Consider the following 19,349-nt stretch of genomic DNA (forward strand, 5'->3'; position numbering starts at 1 on the left):
CTATTTAGTCTCTTTGTGTTCCTTTATAAATATAAGTTGTCCCTTTGTAAGTCCCCAAGTCTCGTCTGCAAACTGAGCTACTTTTGTAGAATGAGTTACTATAATTATGCATTTGTTTTCTTTGTGTGCTAATTGCTCTAATATAGTAAGTATTTCACTTTCAGTTTCATTATCTAAATTACCTGTTGGTTCATCGGCTATAATTATGTCAGGATTATGTGATAGAGCTCTAGCAATTGCCACACGTTGTTGTTCTCCCCCTGATAATTTTAAAACCTTTCTCTTTGCAGTTTCATTATCTATTCCAACTTTGTTTAATAACTCAAGTGCATAGGCCTTTTTATCATCAACTACTACACCACTAATATTCATTGATAGTAATATATTCTCAAGTGCTGATGTATTATTTAAAAGATTATATCCTTGAAATATAACTCCAATATCTTTTGCTCTATAATTATCCTTATCTATACTATTTAATGATTTATCATTATATAATATATTCCCATCCTTACAATTATCTAAGCCTGCTATTAACGATAATAAACTCGTTTTGCCTGCACCAGATTTTCCTATTATCGAATAAATTTTGCCTTTTTCAAAATCTACATTTACATTTTCAAAAATTAATTTCTTTGTACCTTCATATGAATATGAAACATTTGCTACACTTAATATTGACATGATTTTTTATCCTCTCTCTGTAAGTATTTTTCTTGGTTCATACTTTGTTATGTATCTTACACCAACACCGCTACTTACTAAAACTATTAATAGTGCGACCCCTGTTACCTCTAGTAGTGCCTTTTTATTTAAACTTACATCAATTTCAGATATTGCATCCTCTTCTTCTGCTCCTGTTATGCTTCCTGCTACTACACTAAATCCTTGATTTTGATTACTTTGTACTTGTTTTTGAGATTCAATTTGTTTTTGTAGTAGTGAATTTGACACGGGTTGTGATACTACACTACCAACACCTATACCAATTCCCAAACATATTACTGTTATCATTAAAGATTCTGTTATTAATCCTAATGCTACTTTACCTTTTTTCATACCTATTGCACGTAATACACCAATTTCATATTTTCTCTCTCTTATTGATAAAGTGTTTAATAATATTAGTATTATAGAACCTAACACTAACACTACTAATATAAACATTGATGTTGTAGACCCTAACCCTTCTACCGGTCCAACTATTTTGTTATAACTAGCTTCGTCAGTAGATACAATATAATTGTCTGATAGTCCTTTATCTCTTATTTCTTTTTCAAAAGACTTAATCATCTCTGGGTTTTTTAAGTAGTACTTAGCTTGAATGTATAAGTCTTCACTACCTACTATTGATTGTGATGTTTCTAAATCAGTTAATATTTCATTTCTCTTATTCATAGATGCTTGCTTAAAAGGCATTCCACCATATTCATCTATAGAGTCAAAATATATACCTGATACTTTTAGCTTGTATGGATTCCCATCTTTATTACCAACTCTATTAACTTCTATAAAGTCTCCAACCTTAATATTATTTAACTTAGCAAGTTCTTCACTTACAATACATTCATTTTTTTCTTTATACATTTTTCCATCTATTATTTTTCTTTTACCATCTTTAAATTCTTGTAGAGATTCTAAAGTTGAGTTACCTATTATTGTGAAATTAGGATTTTCTACCTCTACTGGCTTACCATCTTCTCCAATTGATCCAATTGTCATCATACCATTTTGGCTATCATTAGCATCTTCATCAATTGCCTTTAATGTTTTTGATATAGCTCCCATTTGAGATGAGAAAATACTTTTTTTTAAGTATTTTGATTTTGCAAAATCAAAATACTGATTAGGCGTTATAGGTTTTTCACCTTCCCTTTGCTCTTTGCTTTGACTCATCATCTTTTCCATATCTGGTGCTATTGTAACTTCACTTCCAAACCTATTTTTGTAATTTTTTATAATTTCATCTGTTGTTGTGTTAATACTAAAAGCAACCACAGTTGAAGCTATTATTCCTAGCGTTATTATACCTATAGTGATATTCCTACCTTTGTTTCGCCATATATTTTTCATAGCATTTTTCAAAATATACATTTCAAAACCTCCTCTTGTGTTATGTGACTATATTATCAAAGGCTATGTTAATCTAATGTTAATTCATTAAATGCCATATAAAATTTTGTTCCTTTTCCTTCTTCACTTTCTACGAATGTTATTCCATCGCAAAGACTAGTTATATGATGAACTAAACTTAATCCTATTCCATATCCATCTTTTTTTAGGTTTTCGCCTCTATACTTATGATTAAATATATTATCTAAAATTTCTTTTTTGATACCTGTTCCATAATCTTGTACTGATATAATAGAACTGCCATTTTTATTATATGCCTTAACTAAAATATCACTTCCATTACTATACTTAATAGCATTTTCTATTAAATTGCAAACCGCTCTATAAATCCAAAGGCTTCGTCCTTTTATTTGCACTATATTTTCCTCATCTATATCTAAATAAATATTTTTATATTCTTTTTTATAAATATCTACTGCCTCTGCACAAATCAATGTTAAATCCACAGCTTCAAAATATTTAACATCTTCAGTAGCATTTATTGCTAATATATCGTCTAAACTAGAACTCATCTTATCTATTATTTTAAAAAGATCGTCTCTTTCTCCCATTTGAATTTTTGATCTTAATACTGCTAATGAATTTTTTTGTTCATGAGTTATATATGAATTTATATTATTTGCTTCTTTTAATAAATTCTTTATCTTTTTTGTAGACTCATCTAAAGCAACCTTAAATCCTTCTAACTCTCCACTTAGTATATTCTTATCATCTATTTCTATATTTTCATTATTTATAATCTGCGGTAAATTAGCTGCAATTTCTTCTATAGGTCTTATAATCTTTTTACTTATAATTTTAGAAATAATAAAAGAAATAACCATAACAAATAAAAACACTCCTGACATTACAGTAATTGCTTGTTTTAAAATATCATTGCTATGAGCAACTCTAAAATCATTAACTGAAATAACCCTCTGTGTAATATCTGAAGCTTTTATGGTAATGCCTGAAGTTATACCTTTATTTATCTCTTGATTTGAATAAGGTATAACATAACTTTGAGCTTCATTTACTTGATTTTTCTCAACCCTATTTAATAGTGAAAAACCCAATATTAACACTACTAATGTTATTACTGCTGAATAGCTAAGAATTAAAATATTTATCTTATTTTTATAGCTAAGCTTTATCTTCATAGCTTATACCCCTTTCCTTTTAAGGTTATTAAAAGTTCCTCACCTGATGATAGCTTAAGCTTTTTCTTTAAATTAGATATATGTACCCTAAGAACTGAAGAAAACGGGTCAAAGAATTCATCATAAACATGTTCAGCAATATCTTCACTAGACACAACTTCAGGATGTCTATTTGCTATATACTCTAATATGTCAAATTCCTTTGCTGATAGTGATATCTCATTTGACTCATAACTAACTATCCTTGTTTTAGGATTTATAATTAATTTATTAACTTTAATCTCTGGATTTACTCTTCCATAAAACCTACGTATTGTAGCATTAACTCTTGCTCTTAATTCAATCAAATCAAAGGGCTTGACTAAATAATCATCAGCTCCTAAATCAAGACCTAATGCTCTTTCCTTTATTTCATCCCTTGCTGTTATAATTATTATTGGTACTAAAATATCTTCTTCTCTAAGATGTTTTAATACATCTATTCCATCCTTATCAGGTAAATTAAGATCAAGTAAAATACAATCATATTTATTGATTTGTGCTTTTTCCTGTCCATCTTCACCTAATGTAGATAAATCAACATAAAATTTATTGTTAGTTAAAAACTTTTTTAAACTTTCACCAAGCTCTATATCATCTTCTATAATTAGAATTCTCATAATACACCTCTCTATCTAAAACATTCTATAAATTATATCATACCCAATGTTAATTAAAAGTTAATGTAGATTCTACTTCATTATATTTAAATATAAAAAAGGAGATATTAGTATTTTTACCAATATCTCCTTTTTTAGTTTTTTATACATTCTTATTTAGATATAAAATAACTCGCTAAATATATAACCATTATGTGAGATATATAATATACGTAGAAGAAGTATTTAAGTGATTTGCCTTTTTCTCCATTGTATAAATATATAGGTATTATAGAAAATACAGCCATCCATTGATAATTTGATGTAAATATATTTCCTGTTGATAAACCTGACACTAAAAATAGTGCACAGAACAATAATATTACAAGCATTTGAGCCTTCTTATTGTCTATAAGTATATAAAATAATAAAGCCATTACTATATATACAACCCCACCTTCTACAAATAATGGTGTTGGTATTATATTGAAAATCAATGCCCCTAAAGTTAAATTAACACTCATTAATGTTGGTATCATAAAACTTAGTGCAAATAAACCTACTACAAATAATATTACTAATATTATATTTTTATATGTTTTGCTCTTTATACTGTTTTTAACTATATCATATAGATGCATAGCTAAAACACCTAAAAAGATTGACCCGAATATATTGGCATATAATTCAACGCCTTCTACAGGTAAAAATTTAGAAAACATAAAGTTAAATAAATTCATTATCCAAAAACCTATTAATAGCCTTAATAAATACTTCTTTTTATTTTTAGTATAATGATACCCTTGTGCACTGGTAAATAAAAATATAGTGGCAACAGGTCTTCCAAGCCACCCAAACCATACTGGTGTTTGTAATACTAAAAATGCACCTAAGTGATCAAATGTCATAAGTATAATACCTAAAATCTTTAATTCAAAACTTGTTATTCCATTCTTTAATGATAATTTCATGTAAACCCCTCCTCGTTATACTTAATTTAACATTCGTAACTTAACTGGAGTTGTATACAAACTTAAATTAACCTTAAATCTTTTGAAATTAGATTTTAATGTTAAATAAAAATCATACCTTAGATTGTTATTTCTATAATTTGTGTTTATATGATATGATAAATATAAAAAATCATACATTTTAACAAGGAGACATTCATGGATAAGATTTCACAAAATAGAGACTTTTTTAAAGCTGATTTCGAAATACTAAAACAAATAAAAACTGATAAACAAAAGGGACTACCTGCCCCGCCTTTACAAAAAGGATATGACTCAAATTCTGATTTAATAGAACTTCCAACTGTAAGCAAAGATATTTTAGTTAAAAATAACGTACTAGATTGTATAAATGATAGAAGAAGTGTAAGAAAATATAGTAATGAAAAAATAAGTTTATCTCAACTTTCTTATTTGCTTTGGTCTACTCAAGGAATTCAAACTGTAAGAGATGAATTCAGTGCATTAAGAACAGTACCTTCTGCTGGTTGCACTCATCCTTTCGAGACATATTTAATAATAAATAATGTTGATAATTTAAAGTGTGGAGTTTACAGATATTTACCTCTAGAACATAAACTTCTATTTATAAAAACTTTAGCTAATATAGATGATAAAATAGATAAAGCAACTCCAAATCAGCCTTTTGTTCAAGGCTTTGTATCTAAAAGTGCTGTTGTATTTGCTTGGAGCTGTATTCCATATAGAAGTGAACATAAATTTAGTATAGCTGCCCATAAAAAAATACTTATAGATATTGGACATGTGTGTCAAAATCTTTATATATCATCAGAATCTCTTGACTGCGGGACTTGTGCTATTGGAATCTATGATCAAAATATCATTGATAATATGCTAGATTTAGATGGAGAAAATGAATTTATAATTTATATGGCTTGTCTAGGTAAAAAACTATAATAAATAAAAAAAGCACTGATTTGATAGCCTAAGCCTTCAAATTCAGTGCTTTTTCAAGGAGTAACGTTAATTACATCCTTATCCTCCTTGACATTTATTAAATATAGTTTGCAAGGTAGCTACGACTCTAACCTTTGGGTGTTAGACCAAGGCTACTTGCACTCTAGTAGGTCGAGGAAATCTAGTAGATTCATTATATTTAATATGATATTTTCTCAAATATCTAGCCACCTTCACTTCCAAAGATACTACCAAAAGGTAAAATAGCTTCTAACTTTAGAGTAGTAAGTGCTGGCTGATAATTAATTTGCATTAACTATCTGATTATATATTAACCATTCTAAAAAGGAATATGCATATTATTTTATTTTTTTTAAATTTTTTGTATTGGTTATATATTCTATTTTGTAATAACTCCACAAGCCCATCTATTACCTGCATTTCCTGAAGGTTGTGAAGTAAAATCATCGTACCCTTCATGGAGTATAAAAGCTTTTCCTATAACTTCATCTACAGTAAATCTATTAGTAAATGTAGAGAGCATACCTACTCCATCAGCAGATAACATAGGTGGTAAATCTCCTGCATGCATAGGATGTTTAGTATTAGTAGGATTATAGTGAGATTTTGCAGAAGTAAATGGATCCTTTTCATCTCCTACAGAACAGTCTCCCACTTCATGAATATGTAGTCCATGAAATGAGCTAGTTTGGTTGTTTATGTTAGGAATTCCTGTTATAACTGCCCTTACATATACTCCACCGTCTAGTTGATATAGATATATAGCTCCTCTTATACAAGGTGCTAGTGGACCTCCTCTTATTTTTGCATAGGCATCTGGTATAGATTGGTTGTATCCAGAAAATATTTTTTTAATATCATAATGTGGACAAGAATTAGCCATAATGTTCCTCCTTATATTTTAATAGGTACATATTGCTATATATATTATGATTTATGTTTTAAGAATGTTAATTAAAAGTTAAGGCAGATTCTCCTTCATTATATTTTTTTACTTCATCCCAAGTTGGTATAGATTCAAGAGCTCCTATCTTAGTTGTTGTAATTCCTCCAACTAAATTAGCAAGCTTAACAATGTCTTCAATATTTTTATTTTCTTCATTTAAAATCTGTACTATTACTGCTCCCATAAATGCATCTCCTGCACCTGTAGCATCTTTCATTTCTATCTCTTTTGTTGGTATTAAAACTTGCTTATCTTTAGTTACCAACATAGCTCCTAGTTTCCCTAGAGTTATTATTAAATATTTACAACCTAAACTTATCAGATAATCTGCGGCTTCTTTAACACTTTCTCTACCGCTAATTAAGTAGGCTTCTTCCTCACTCAATTTAACTATGTCACTATCTTTAATATAGTCTTTGCAACAATTTATAAATACATCTTTGTTATTACTAAACAAACTATCTCTATAATTTGCATCAAAAGATATTAATTTGTTATTGTTTAAAGCGTACTCTTTTAACTTATAATAAGTATTTTTTAGTTCTCCATCTAAAAATGCAGTTGCACTTCCAAAATGATATAAATCGAATTTATCTATTTCTTTTTCAATCATATCAAAAGATAAGTATCTATCTGCATCTCTTACAAATTCAAAATCTCGCTCTCCATCTTCCATCAATGATACAAATGCAAAAGTAGTATTTCTATCTTTTAATTTATACATTAAATCAGTATTTATATTGTTTTGATTGAAAGTATTTTCTAAAAATTTACCAAAAGCATCATCTCCAACAGTCCCACAGAAGTGCGCTTTTGCACCTAGCTTTGATATTGCAGCTGCAACATTAGCAGGTGCTCCTCCTGCTTTTTTTATAAAGCCAGAAGTATCACATAAGTTTTTCCCTTTATCTATAGATAAAAAATCTATAAGTGCCTCACCTATACAAAGTACATTTTTCATTCTCTTTTCCCCTTTACTGTTTAATTAATAGCGTCTCGTCTATTATTAAGTTCTTCAACGATTTCATTATAAGTAGATTTATTTAGCTTATATGATAATAGTACAATCCCAGTTACTACCCACATTATACCCGGTATAGTTGTAAATGAATGCTTCATAATACCTAGTACCATTTCATTTTGTTGTTGATTTGAAACATACCCAAATACGCCTAAAGATAAAGCTAATATAGATGTTCCCAAAGCCATACCTATCTTGTTTCCAAGAGAAATAATTGCATATTGGAAACCATCATTTCTTATACCAGTTTTCCACTCCCCATACTCAACACAGTCTGGAATAATTGCATATATAGCAGTGTTAAATCCTGAGAAGAAAAATTGACAAAGCCCAGAAACTATATAAAATAATATTGGAGTGGTAACTATGCTAAACTTATAAAGTACTATCATAGAAATTCCAGTACAAAACGCAAGAATTGCTGCTGCTCTTCCTTTATTTTGTGTCCATTTAAATAATATAGGAAAACACGCTGCCCCTATTATAGATGGAACGATAATAGCTAAAGAATATGTACTAAAAAATTTAACATTTCCTTCTACATAAGTGAAATAATATAATGCATTTGCATTTCTTCCATATAAAGTAAATCCAAATAACAATTGTCCAACAAATGCTAATATATATGGTTTGTTTTTTATAATTGCTTTAAGTTCAGTCTTAATCGGTAATCTTTGCTTTTTAGGAATCTCTACTACCTCTTTAGTATTTGCAAAACAGAATATATGACATAGAGCAAATATAACTCCATAAGTTATTGCAACTAATAAATACCCTTTTTTATCATCACCATTTCCTAAATTCCCTATCAATGGAACTGTAATAATATTTATAATTCCTACAGCTATCATAGCACTAACTGAACGTGATGTATTTATCTTTGCTCTTTCATCTATATCTTGAGTCATAGCTCCACACAATGTTCCATAAGGTATGTTTACACAAGTATATCCAAATACAAGTATACAATACGTCACTGCCATGTATATTACCTTTGAAGTGTTGCTCCAAGTAGGATGCGCCCAAAATGTTAACACTAGCACAATTGCTGTTAAAGGTGCTGCAATTAATAACCACGGACGATATCTACCCCATTTTGTCTTTGTCCTATCACTTAGACTTCCAATGATTGGATCATTTATAGCATCCCAAAATCTTGAAGCTAACATAAGCATAGACACTGCTCCCATACTTATTCCAAATACATCTGTATAAAATATCATTAAAAAATTTCCTACAAACATCCAACTGAAATTACAACCTACATCTCCCATACCATAAGCAATTTTACTTATTAAAGGCACCTTTCCACTTGTATCTTTATTTTCACTCATATTTGACATTGTATTTTGAGCCATATAGTCCCCCTATAATAATTTTATATTAAAAGCTTCCTAGCTACACCATAATATAGCTAGGATAATAATATGAATATTTACTTATATCTTAATAACAGCCTTAACTATATCAGCTTTATTGTTTACACTGTAATCCATAGCATTTTGAACTTCATCTAAAGTAAACTCGTGCGTTACTATTCCCTTTAAATTCACTTTACCATTTGAAACCGCCTCTATTGCCATAGGATAAATATCACGATATCTAAATACTGTTTTAAATGTAAGTTCCTTATCTAATACTAAACTCATTGGTAATGTCATTTCCCCAGTTTTGCTATACCCAACTAATACTACATTAGTTCCCTTCTTTGCCATATGTATACATTGTATAGTAGTCATTTCAGTACCTGCAGTCTCTATTACTAAGTCACAACCTTTTCCATTAGTTAATTTCATTATAGCCTCTACTGGATTTTTTTCCTTAGCATTAATAACTCCTGTTGCTCCTAGTTCCAATGCTTTTTCTAATCTTTTTTCCATAATATCTACCACATATACATCAGAAACACCCAACGCCTTTAATGCCATTATTGATACTAATCCTATACATCCAGCTCCCATTACTACTGCAGTTTGACCTGCTTTTGCTTCACCTTGTATCCCAGCATGAAAACCTACAGCTAATGGCTCAATTAATGCTCCTTCTAAAGTGCTAACGTTTTCCGGAAGCTTAAAACATAAATCTGCCTCATGAGCTACATACTCTTGGAAAACACCATCTACAGGTGGAGTAGCAAAAAATATTACATCTGAACAAAGATTGTATCTTCCTGTCTTACAAAATTCACAATGTCCACATGTTTTCCCAGGCTCAAGTGCTACCTTATCACCAACATTTAAATGTGTAACATCTTCACCTACTTCAACTACTACTCCACCTGGCTCATGACCTAATACAAATGGTGGCTCTACAATATAATCACCTATACGTCCAGTTTCGTAATAATGAAGATCCGATCCACAAATTCCTATATATTCTAATTTAACAAGAACCTCATTAGCTTTTGGCTTTGGGACTTCTCTTTCTATAAACCCCATTTGACCTATTCCATTCATTACTGCAACTTTCATTTTGTTTTTCATATATATACTCCCCCGATTTCATAATTACTTTTATAAAACCTTTTATAAAAGTAATTAAATTATGTCATAAGAGTTAATAAAAATCAATATATTTTACTAAATTTCCCAAAATAAAAAAGAGAATAAAAAAATTGCCATACATAAACTTAATTAAATTTACATACAGCAATCTTTATTTTTATATTAATGATTCAAAAAATTTATCTATAAATTGTATTCCAACACCTATGGCAGAAGCTTCTTTTTTGTATTTAGCAGCATTTATGTAATAAGTATCTACTTCAAAATTATTGTATTTTGATATATTTCTATTAATATCTAACATATAGTTATCTAAATATCCACCTACATATCCTCCTAAAATTATATCGCAGTCAAATACCATTCTTAAATTAGTAATTGTCATAGCAAGATAGTCTAAATACTCATCCCATATATTTAAATACTCTTTGTTTCCATTTTCTAATTCTTTAAAAAATAAATCTAAATCATCATCTGAATGCTTAGACAATACTTTTGCAGAACAATATGCATCTACACACCCATTTTTACCACAATAACATGGATTACCATTTGGCTTTATTATCATATGACCAAACTCTGCACTTTTAAAATTATCCCCCTTGTAAATACTATCATTCATATAAATAGCCCCACCTACAGTGTTGCTAATTGATAAGTATATACATTGTTTATTATTTAATGAAATTTCTGCATAAGCAGCACTGTTTGCATCATTTTTGAAGCAAGTATCGTAGTTTATAAACTGGCTAAAGTTCTTTAAACTTATATTTTGCACTTTTAAAGTATGAGAATTAGTTAGCATTAAATTATCCTCATCTATTATTCCTGGAATAGATATACCAACTCCTAATATTTTATCTGTATCTATATTAGACTCTTCAATAAATTTATCTAAATGTATACCAAGTGTTTGGTAATAATCTATCGAACTTTCATAGTTATATCTTATTCTCTTCTTTTCAATAAGAGTCCCTTTTACATCTAATAATACAAAGCTTGTGTGATTTTTAGTTATATCTATACCTATAGAATATTTTATATTGTCTGCAATAGAAAGTACTTTAGCCTTTCTGCCACCAGTTGATTGGTATTTTCCAACTTCACTAACAATACCACTTTCAACTAATTCTTTTATGTTTTGTAATACTGTCGGCATGCTAAGTCCTAGTAACTGGCAAATCTCTTGCTTTGAGGTTTCATTTTGTTTATATATAAATTTTGATATTTTAGCTTTATTCGATATTTTTGATTCCGCAACAGTTGTTCTATTTCTCATAAAATTCTCCCTTTATTTTTTAAAAACTTTTATAAAAGTAATTATAGAACAAATGATGTATATAATCAATAAAGCAAATCTTGATTCAAAGTATGCAAGTTCAGCTAATAGATATGGATCTATCTTATATTCACTAGAAATGCTTTTTATATCAGATCCGTAATGTTATTTGTTTATATTAAAAACACTCATATTCAATGGATATGAGTGCTCGTAGATTTTATTTGACTTACTTTTTGCTATGCAGCTTTATTTTTCTTAGCTAATTTATCTTGTTCCTCTACAGTATATTTTCTAATTTCTTTAATTAAAACTATACCCGTTATAATTGCAGATACTATATCAGCAGTTGGTTGTGCAAACCATATACCATTTAAGCCTAAGAAATTAGGTAATATTAATATCATAGGTATCAGTACTATAACTTGTCTTAATAAACCTAATATCATAGACATTTTTGCTTTTCCTATTGATTGTATAAAGTTACTTCCTACCATTGATATTCCTATTATAGGCATTGCAAATGAATATTTTCTTAATCCATTTATAGTTATACTCATAAGTTGTTGGTCTTTATTAAATGCACCAACTAAAACTTGTGGTGCAAGTTGAACAAATAAAGCACCTAATATAAATACAACTGTTGCTAATGATAAACTGATTTTTAAAGTTTTCTTAACTCTATCATATTTTTTAGCTCCATAGTTAAATCCTATTATAGGTTGCATGCCTTGTACAAAACCGTATGCTGGCATTACAAATAACATATTTATTGAACTTATTGTTGCCATTGCACCGATTGCTATATCGCCACCATATTTTTTTAATGAAGTATTAAACATAAGTTGAACCATACTATTAGCTAGTTGCATTGCAAATGGAGCCATACCTATTGCAAATATTGTTTTTAAGATTGTTTTATTTAATTTTAAATTTAATTTTTTTAACTCTACGTTTGATTTTCCTCTTAAATAATATGATAATCCACACATTGATGAAGTTGCTTGAGAGATTATAGTAGCAAGTGCTGCTCCTTGTATCCCCATATTAAATACAAATATAAATAATGCATCTAATATTATATTCATAAAACATCCTACAGCCATTATAGTAGCTGAAAGTTTTGGATTTCCATCCCCTCTTATTAAGTTACTAAACATCATTGACATTATGTTAAATGTTGCACCAATTAATATTACACTCATATAAGATTTTGCATAACCTATTGTACCTTCACTTGCTCCAAATATTGTAAGGATTTCATTTAAAAATATTGTTCCAAGTACAGTTATTGCAATCCCTACTATTACTGCTAAACTTATTGCATTTCCTACAATACGTTCAGCTTTATCTCTTTGTCCTTCTCCTAGTTTTATAGATACATTTGTAGTTGACCCTACACCTATAAGTGTTCCAAAAGCAATTATTATTGACATCATAGGCATTGTTACTCCAAGACCTGTTATTGCCATAGGACCAACACCTGGTATGTTTCCTATAAATATTCTATCTACCACATTGTAAAGTGCACTTACCATCATTCCGATAATGGCTGGCACTGAATATTTTAATAATAGCTTCCCGATTGGCTCTGTAGCTAATATATTCTGATTATTATCCATAATCTGCCTCCCTATATATTTATATTTTTGCATACTTTTTCAAGTAGATTTCTTAGCGTTTCTTCTTCTTCCTTAGTTAAATTTTCACTTATTTTTTTATTCCAATCATCAAAAATATTATATACATCTGGCTTAACCTCTTTGGATTTTTCTGTTAAGTAGATTCTATTAACTCTTTTATCATCTATATCTTTAATCCTAGTTATAAACTCTTGTTCTTCTAATTTTTTTAGAGCTCTCGCTGTTGTACCTTTATCTATTTTTAATCTTTCAGATATTTCTTCTTGATTTTTTCCATCTTCAAGATATAAATCCATTAAAAATATAAGTTGACCTGATCTAATATCATATTTAGATACTTCTCTATTTATAAATATACTTGCTTTTCTATACAATTGAGAAATATATTTAGCTATATGTCCATTATCGTTACACTTTTCTTTGTTCATATTTATCCCACCTTTAATTAGTTGTTTATGCAACTATTTCATTATATCAAATAATCGTTGCATAAACAACTAATTTTATATAAAATATGATGAATATGAATCGTAGAAATAATACTAGCTCCCTCATGTATAATATCGCCTTTGCTATCTTTTACAACAACATCTTCTAGTCTAGATTTTTCAATATTAAACTAAACATATCAAGCATTAGTTTTTCAGTAAGTTTATCTGTATTGTCTTCAAGACCATATTTAATAGATAAATGATTATTATAAATCATTTTTAGCTTTAATTTCTATATATTCAATTGCTGATTTGATTTTATCAGTTTCAACAAACCATATAGGTTTACCATTTTCACTTTTTAAGGTTGTATAATTAGATTTTTCTTTAGGCTATGTTTAATAACAGTGTTGATAATATGACAATTTTTAAGGGAAGCCAAAAATGGCTTCCCTTAATTCACATTTTATGAATATTGTACATTAAGTTTGCTTTAGATTATGCTTAATTTCTACGTTCCTTTTGTGTAGGTTATCTTCTTAAATATACAATAAAGATATTCATAATCTCAATCTCACCACGAATAATAAATATAATAAAACAGGTAATCCTATTGCAGATAGTATTGTGATTGCAACACGTACTTTTTTCTCATCTCGTAATATAAACAATAAAAACTTATACCCTATAATACCAACTAATCCACCCAAACAATTTAAAATTATGTCATCAATATCTGATGCCCCAATGCCTAAAAGCCCCTGAATGATTTCGATAAATAAACTCACTATGAATATAAATAGCAGATTGGTTATTACTCTTTTATTATTTTTGAATAATGACAAATATGTACCAAGAGGAATAAAGATAACTATATTGCCAACCACATTACTAAAAGCGAATTTTTTTATAGTGGCAGAGTTACTAAATATATATTCCTTTATACTATAAAAAGGAATGATATTGATTGACCTATCTAAAGTCCTTTGACTATCAAACAGATCCAAAAGCGAAACTCTTGATAAGAACAATAATTTAATTAAAAAAAGTATGTAACAAACGAAAACTCCATATAAAAAGACTGTTTCAATTCTCCCTCGTTTATTCATAATACCTCCATTTTTCATTTCATCCCTGCTTATTCTCTGACGTTCAGTTTATAAATAATCGGTAGTTCATATTTTTATACTATTGTGCCCGTATTTAATTATACAATATAGTACTGGACTAATAAATGTTTTGTTTTTACAATATCCTTTTCTGTATTAAAAAACTGTAACTATTTAAACCAGTACATGTAGTTAGCAAGGTATTTTGTGGCATAAAAATAAATGTAGTCAAATTGACTAGCTTTTCTATATAATAATCCAACTATTTAATATCTATATCCCCTATAGCTTCTCTATCAACCTTTGTACCAACCACAGTCTCAACAATATATTCTATAATCTTTGTTTTAGTATAACTCTTTAATATATGTACATCTAAACACTTAGCTATATTAATAAGAGTATCTTTTTTTATATTAGGTTTTTTAAGTGTCTTATAAGCTTCATCTCTAAATCGTACTTTCTCTATACTTTCTCTATACTTTCACATATAGTTTTGATGTTATCGTAATTTTGCCTACTCCACCTTTGTAGTTTATAACTGATATTATTTTCATTATTTCCTCCCTTTAAAATATCCTTTATACATAGTATGAATGTAGTAAACAATCTATAATTAAAGTTGGGATATAATAAGTAGAATCTAATCATAAAAAATCACCTAAAATAGTTCACTACTAAAACTTGACGACTGTACATGAAAATATATGTTTTATTGAATACTAAAAAGGAGCATTAATGTTAATGCCCTTAACTATCTATATTTGTAAATTATTTATTATTCCATTCATATTCAGACCTTAAATTATTAGGTATTTTTGTTACATCTATCTCTTTTATTAGCATCGAATTATCCATTTCTCCAGATTTATAAAATGAAATTATCCAATTATATGTTGAATGTTTTTTATATTCAAATACTTGGTCATTCTTATCTCCATTAACTACACCAATTTGTGCTCCTCGTTCACTATTATCAATAACACAAAAAGGAACGTAACTCCTACCTTCCCAAACTATTAAAACATAATCGTTATTGTCTCCTGTAGTCATATTCTCTGACTTATTATCACTTTGACTGCATATAAATAAGATAACCATTAATAAGCATATACTTATAACGTGTCTCGATTTTTTCACTCTTTCTTCCTTCTTAAAGATTAAATCTCCTAATTTATCCTTGTTTTATTTAAATAATTCAAATCAAAATCACTTTCTTCATAAAGATAATTAAACTCTATTGAAAGTGACCTTCTTGCATCACTCCATTTTCATTTTTTCTTATAACTCTTAGTTGTTCTGATTTTATATTTGCAACAACATGAGGAGAATGAGTAGCTATTATTAATTGATTATGATATGCTCCCTTTATAGTAGACAGTTGAAATAATAAAAACTATCACTATGAAGGGAGCATATCATTAAGTCCAGTAATAGGTGCTTTTAAAAATATACGCATAATTCCGTTTACAAACTGTACAATTTCCAATTTAATATCCAATAAAACTTATTAGTACATTAAATTGTATTAATATTAAATTGTATTAATATTAATTTGATATATTCATTATATTTGTAAATATTAGTTTTCATAAAAACTAAAAAGGCATTGACTTTTTAATCAATATCTTTTGGTGAATTTATATAATTTTAATCATTCTCATCTAACCATTTAGTTAGAACTTCTATATATTTATCATTTTCTTCAACAAATGGCATATGTCTTGAATATTCAAATAGTTCCCATTTACTATTAGAAATTCTGTCATACATAGTTTTTGCAATATATGGTGAGCATAAATCTCTCGCTCCACTAGTTATTAAACAAGGTTCCTGTATTTCATGTAGCCTGTCTGTAAACTCATATCCAGCAAGAGTACCTGTAGGAGAAAATTCATTCTGTCCCCATCCTACAATATATGCTTCAGAACCTGCTTTTTTAGGTCTTCTTAAGCATTGTGCAGAATCTTCAGTCACCTTACCCGCACAGTGCATTTCCATAAACTTTTCTAATGCATCATTATACTCTTTACTAGAATAATCTCCAGTATTTACTGCATCAAGTAAAGCCTTTTGATTTTCTTCGCTCATATATGATATTCTTCTTTTTTGCTCTTTTTCCCAAAGCTTTGCAGAAGAAAGAGTAGATGAAAGAATATATGACTTAATCCCCTTTGGCTTATACTCAATAGCGTACCAAATAGCCTGCATACCTCCCCAAGACTGACCTAGTAGATGAATTTCTTCAAGTCCTAGATGTCTTCTTAGTTCAATAAGCTCTTTTATCCACGTATCAGCATTAAATAACTCAGGGTGACCTTCCACAAATGAATTGCCACAGCCAATTTGATCATACATTATTACTTGTCTACCACTTTCGGCTATCTTATCTAATACCTCAAAATAATTATGTGTAGAGCCTGGTCCTCCGTGAAGTAATACTAACGGTTTCTTTCCTTCTGTTGCTTCACCTACTATGCGGTAATAGGTTTTAAAACCTTTGCTTATGTGTATTTCGCCGTATTTAACGACACCTTTATCTCAATTAATCTAATTGTTATTCATATATATCTGAAAATTCAATGTTAATTTTTTCTATATTACTTTTTTCAGAAAAATCATTTACTATATATACATCATCTTCTTCAACAATAGTTCTAATAGGTAATTCAATAATAAACTCTGTTCCTTTTTTATATTCACTCTTAACAGAAATTTTACCATCATGCATTTCAATTAAAGATTTAACAAGAGACAAACCTATTCCACTTCCCTCATGTCTTCTATGTAATAAATAGTCAACTTGCCTAAATCTTTCAAAAATCATTTTCTGTTTTTCCTTTGGTATTCCTATACCTGTATCTTGTACAGAAATTATAATATTATCTAATCCATCACAAATTTTAACTTGTATTTCATCATTAGGTTTTGTAAATTTAATAGCATTCGAAATAAGATTTAAAATAACCCTTTCCATTTGTTCTGGATCGAAAGCTATAATTTTTTCTTCTACATCTGTATCAAATATAATTGTTCTTGACTTACTTTTTGCATATTCAACAGTAGATAAAGTTATATTTTCAATAATTTCTACAATATTTTTATTTTTTAAATTCAGTTCTGTAAATCCAGAATCTATTTTGGTAATGTCAATTAAATTATTAACTAATCTTAATAGTCTATAACAATTTTGCTTCATTATATTTATGTGTTTATTAATTTTTGTAACTTCAAAGTTTTCATTGTCATTTTTAGTATATAAAGGTAATAGTTGTGTTGTAGAAAAAATTATATTTAGTGGTGTTTTTAACTCATGAGATATATTAGAGAAAAATTCAGTCTTTAACCTATCATATTCAATTGTTTCTTCTAATAGTTTTTTATTTTCTTTTATCAATTTATTAAAACTTTGTGAAAGTATACCTATTTCATCTTCGTTATGTATATCACATTCAACTGATAAATCTCCTTTAGTAGCTATTTCCATATGTCTTTTTAGCTTATTAATAGGTTTAACTAAGTTATCCGTAAGATAATTTAATAATACTAAAATTAAAATCATAGTACCAATTCCTATTAATAACATATAATTTCTTAATATCAATATACTGTTAGTTTCATCATCATAATTAGCACTCATTCCTATAGACCATCCTGTGGATTTTATAGGCATATAAGAATCTATTTTTTTTATACCATTATCTTCATAATATTTTATTCCTACTTCTCCATTTATCATTTTTTTACCCACATCAACAACATCTTTATTTTTATCATTTAATATATTATGTTTATATATAAAATTCTTATTTGGATGAGAAATTATTAAACCATCTTTGCTAATCATGTATGCATAACCACTAGTTCCTAGTTTTTCATCATTAATCATATCTGTAATAGCAGATAGATTTACATCTACTCCAACCAAACCTATAATATTTCCATTATCATCTTTAATAGGTGAAGCAATAACAATAATACGATTTCCGGTAATTCTTGATATTATAGGTTCTGAAACAATTGTATTTCCACTATTTATAGCTTCATGGAAATATTTTCTATCTTCAACATTACCTTTAGCCCCATTAAGAGATACATAGTCACCTTTTAGATCATTGATAAAAAACAACTCACATTGTTTATCATACAATTCTTCATAATTACAAAGATATTCTTTAAATCCTTCATAATCCATATTTTTTGCTGCATCCATTGAAGCAAGCATATTTACTTTTGACTTCCATTTTTCTAGATTATCTTCAACATGAGATGCTAATTTTTCAGCCTTACTTTGAGTTAACTGTTCAACGTAATTAATTATTATATCTTTAGATTTATTATATACGAAAAAAGACAATATCAAAGTACCTATTATAGATAATAAAGATACAGGTATCATTATTTTTTTCTTTAAGCTTTTCATTTATTTATTCCTTCCTTCAACATATAAATCATAATATTTATATATTTTAATAGATACATAAATTAGACACGAAAACAGAAAACCTTTTTTCTATATACAAAATAAGTTTTTATGTAAAAATATGTTATATTATA

General features: G+C 28.2%; 17 protein-coding genes. 1 reads left to right on the forward strand and 16 read right to left on the reverse strand.

Annotation, left to right across the window (positions count from 1 at the left end; all coding sequences use genetic code 11):
* From QOZ84_RS10135 to QOZ84_RS10155, 5 genes are all read right to left on the reverse strand, one after another.
* Positions 1–684 (reverse strand): ABC transporter ATP-binding protein, encoded by a 684-nt coding sequence (locus QOZ84_RS10135; RefSeq protein WP_284132846.1) that lies wholly within the window; start codon positions 682–684, stop codon positions 1–3.
* Between the two features lie 6 nt (positions 685–690).
* A complete protein-coding gene (locus QOZ84_RS10140; protein ID WP_284132847.1) occupies positions 691–2,094 on the reverse strand; it encodes an ABC transporter permease in 1,404 nt (467 codons plus the stop codon).
* 47 nt (positions 2,095–2,141) lie between these two features.
* Entirely contained in the window at positions 2,142–3,272 is a 1,131-nt protein-coding gene (locus QOZ84_RS10145; protein WP_284132848.1) for a sensor histidine kinase, read from the reverse strand.
* The gene (locus tag QOZ84_RS10150) at positions 3,269–3,931 is read right to left on the reverse strand and encodes a response regulator transcription factor (RefSeq protein ID WP_284132849.1); all 663 of its coding nucleotides are present in this window, start codon (positions 3,929–3,931) and stop codon (positions 3,269–3,271) included. Before QOZ84_RS10150 ends, QOZ84_RS10145 begins: the two co-directional genes overlap by 4 nt.
* Positions 3,932–4,083: 152 nt before the next feature.
* Complete coding sequence (locus tag QOZ84_RS10155; RefSeq protein WP_284132850.1) at positions 4,084–4,881, reverse strand: TraX family protein; 798 nt, start codon at positions 4,879–4,881, stop codon at positions 4,084–4,086.
* Between the two features lie 198 nt (positions 4,882–5,079).
* On the opposite strand from QOZ84_RS10155, the gene QOZ84_RS10160 reads away from it, so the two are divergent.
* Positions 5,080–5,838: a SagB/ThcOx family dehydrogenase gene (locus tag QOZ84_RS10160; RefSeq protein ID WP_284132851.1), complete on the forward strand. Its 759-nt coding sequence runs from the start codon at positions 5,080–5,082 to the stop codon at positions 5,836–5,838.
* A gap of 400 nt (positions 5,839–6,238) precedes the next feature.
* Here QOZ84_RS10160 and QOZ84_RS10165 read toward each other — a convergent pair whose 3' ends face one another.
* From QOZ84_RS10165 to QOZ84_RS10215, 11 genes are all read right to left on the reverse strand, one after another.
* Positions 6,239–6,742, reverse strand: coding sequence for a superoxide dismutase family protein (locus QOZ84_RS10165; protein WP_284132852.1), 504 nt, complete (start codon positions 6,740–6,742; stop codon positions 6,239–6,241).
* A 67-nt stretch (positions 6,743–6,809) separates the two neighbouring features.
* On the reverse strand, positions 6,810–7,766 hold the full coding sequence (locus QOZ84_RS10170; protein WP_284132853.1) for a carbohydrate kinase family protein: 957 nt from the start codon (positions 7,764–7,766) through the stop codon (positions 6,810–6,812).
* A gap of 20 nt (positions 7,767–7,786) precedes the next feature.
* Positions 7,787–9,184, reverse strand: coding sequence for an MFS transporter (locus tag QOZ84_RS10175; RefSeq protein ID WP_284132854.1), 1,398 nt, complete (start codon positions 9,182–9,184; stop codon positions 7,787–7,789).
* Between the two features lie 81 nt (positions 9,185–9,265).
* Positions 9,266–10,309, reverse strand: a complete 1,044-nt coding sequence (locus tag QOZ84_RS10180) for an NAD(P)-dependent alcohol dehydrogenase (protein ID WP_284132855.1) — start codon at positions 10,307–10,309, stop codon at positions 9,266–9,268.
* A gap of 178 nt (positions 10,310–10,487) precedes the next feature.
* The gene (locus QOZ84_RS10185; RefSeq protein WP_284132856.1) at positions 10,488–11,609 is read right to left on the reverse strand and encodes an ROK family transcriptional regulator; all 1,122 of its coding nucleotides are present in this window, start codon (positions 11,607–11,609) and stop codon (positions 10,488–10,490) included.
* 239 nt (positions 11,610–11,848) lie between these two features.
* Entirely contained in the window at positions 11,849–13,231 is a 1,383-nt protein-coding gene (locus QOZ84_RS10190; protein ID WP_284132857.1) for an MATE family efflux transporter, read from the reverse strand.
* A gap of 11 nt (positions 13,232–13,242) precedes the next feature.
* Complete coding sequence (locus QOZ84_RS10195; protein ID WP_284132858.1) at positions 13,243–13,680, reverse strand: MarR family winged helix-turn-helix transcriptional regulator; 438 nt, start codon at positions 13,678–13,680, stop codon at positions 13,243–13,245.
* Between the two features lie 563 nt (positions 13,681–14,243).
* Positions 14,244–14,810, reverse strand: coding sequence for a VanZ family protein (locus tag QOZ84_RS10200; RefSeq protein WP_331496555.1), 567 nt, complete (start codon positions 14,808–14,810; stop codon positions 14,244–14,246).
* A gap of 753 nt (positions 14,811–15,563) precedes the next feature.
* Positions 15,564–15,932, reverse strand: coding sequence for a hypothetical protein (locus QOZ84_RS10205; RefSeq protein WP_284132859.1), 369 nt, complete (start codon positions 15,930–15,932; stop codon positions 15,564–15,566).
* Positions 15,933–16,442: 510 nt separating this feature from the next.
* The gene (gene pepI / locus QOZ84_RS10210) at positions 16,443–17,306 is read right to left on the reverse strand and encodes a proline iminopeptidase (RefSeq protein WP_284132929.1); all 864 of its coding nucleotides are present in this window, start codon (positions 17,304–17,306) and stop codon (positions 16,443–16,445) included.
* 43 nt (positions 17,307–17,349) lie between these two features.
* Positions 17,350–19,215 carry an ATP-binding response regulator gene (locus QOZ84_RS10215; protein ID WP_284132860.1) on the reverse strand — a complete coding sequence of 622 codons (1,866 nt, stop codon included), beginning with the start codon at positions 19,213–19,215 and terminating at the stop codon, positions 17,350–17,352.
* Positions 19,216–19,349: the final 134 nt, after the last annotated feature.

The sequence above is a fragment of the Romboutsia sedimentorum genome (genome assembly GCF_030131845.1).
Taxonomy (GTDB): domain Bacteria; phylum Bacillota; class Clostridia; order Peptostreptococcales; family Peptostreptococcaceae; genus Romboutsia_D; species Romboutsia_D sedimentorum.